Genomic DNA, 1,418 nt, shown 5'->3' with positions numbered 1-1,418 from the left:
CCCTTAGCCGGGCGTTATGTGGTTTCTCGTGCTCTAACTTCTTCATTATGATAATATTTTTTGATCTAACCCAATAGCGTAAATGTATGTACAGTCAAAAAGTCTCTGACGTTATTACCAACTTGGCAAGAGTAAATAAACTAGCTCAAGCCGGAGTAATTTTCTGGAACTCGCTGATACTTCCAGTTCTTATTGCCATTTTTGTTACTCACCTGTTGGAGGTTTATAAACAGCAGAATGGAAGCATTAGTAACCTTGTCTGGTCACTTGTTGCATTAGTTACGTTCTTTCATTTCTTCATTGTCTATCTCCAATTTCGTGGTTCATCGATGGATACTATGCTTTGTGAGTATCAAGAAAAGGACGCTGCGTTAAAAGATATTGGAGACGAGTTTTCTGAACTGGATAAATTATATCAAGCAGATACACAATTCTTTTCAAGCCAAAGATCTGCAACCCGTTTTGCTGTTAGTTCTTTGAGTTATGCAATCGGCAAAATCCGAAATATAGAGCAAGAAGGTGAGCGAGCTAAACCAGAAGAAATGCAAGCTATGTTACACAGTTTGATTTGGCCTCTGGTAGTTTATCGTGAAAAATTGTTCAATTTTCAATCGGGAGTTCTTTGGAATATAGCTCTTTATGGTCCAAACAATGACGGAGACCTAATACCTATCTGGCGTATGTGTGATGAGCGTATACAACCCCGAAATCGAGTTTGGAAACCAGGTTTTGGTGTTGTTGGATTGTCATATTTGCATAAAACAATTAAATATCATGAAGATATTTCAAAAGGTATGGACAGTGAGCACAACTCTGAAGCTGACAAAGAAACGTACAAAAGCATAATCGCTGTTCCCGTCGTACCGTGCGAAGATGGCTCAAGCTCATCAGATCATAGACCTTCAGGGGTGCTATTGATAACTAGCAGCGCAGCTGAACAATTTAACCTTGATCGTGATGCATCATTCTTACAAATTTATGCTAATCTAGTAGCAATTCTTTTGGAAAAAATACAAACTTACACAGAGCACACACTAGTAGATAAAACTGAAGGAGGGAGTTATGAGTAGAAAAAACCCTCATATCATCATGGGCCAAGTTGTCCAAGGTACATCAGACAAAGGGTATAGCGTTGAGGTTAAATATTACAACTCTTCAGCCGATAACGTTTATCAACCAGATGCTCAGGATATGTTGAGTGAGTTGGATAATGACTTAGATAGGCTTCGCCGTATGATTAAGGCTAGAACTCACAGACTGTCCTCAAAGTTGGCTACCAACAACGCTAGTTAAAACCACATAACAAAGCATTTAAGAGTGATTCCCAACGCTTGGCATTTTGATGTCATCGTTGGGTTTTGTGTTTATGGTGGTAAGGTTTTGTTTCGCGTTAGCGTTGCTCACACCTTAATGCGGCG

At 39.4% G+C, this 1,418-nt stretch carries 2 protein-coding genes; both read left to right on the top strand.

The genetic code is table 11. The features are described 5' to 3' along the window. Positions 1-86: 86 nt before the first annotated feature. Positions 87-1,070 (top strand): GAF domain-containing protein, encoded by a 984-nt coding sequence (locus DD616_RS17055; RefSeq protein WP_208871972.1) that lies wholly within the window; start codon positions 87-89, stop codon positions 1,068-1,070. Next, positions 1,063-1,293 carry a hypothetical protein gene (locus DD616_RS17050; protein WP_231140400.1) on the top strand — a complete coding sequence of 77 codons (231 nt, stop codon included), beginning with the start codon at positions 1,063-1,065 and terminating at the stop codon, positions 1,291-1,293. Before DD616_RS17055 ends, DD616_RS17050 begins: the two co-directional genes overlap by 8 nt. Positions 1,294-1,418 lie beyond the last annotated feature (125 nt).

Source organism: Vibrio anguillarum (assembly GCF_003390515.1).
Classification (GTDB): Bacteria; Pseudomonadota; Gammaproteobacteria; order Enterobacterales; family Vibrionaceae; genus Vibrio; species Vibrio anguillarum.
This window is presented reverse-complemented; position numbering and strand designations above follow the sequence as displayed.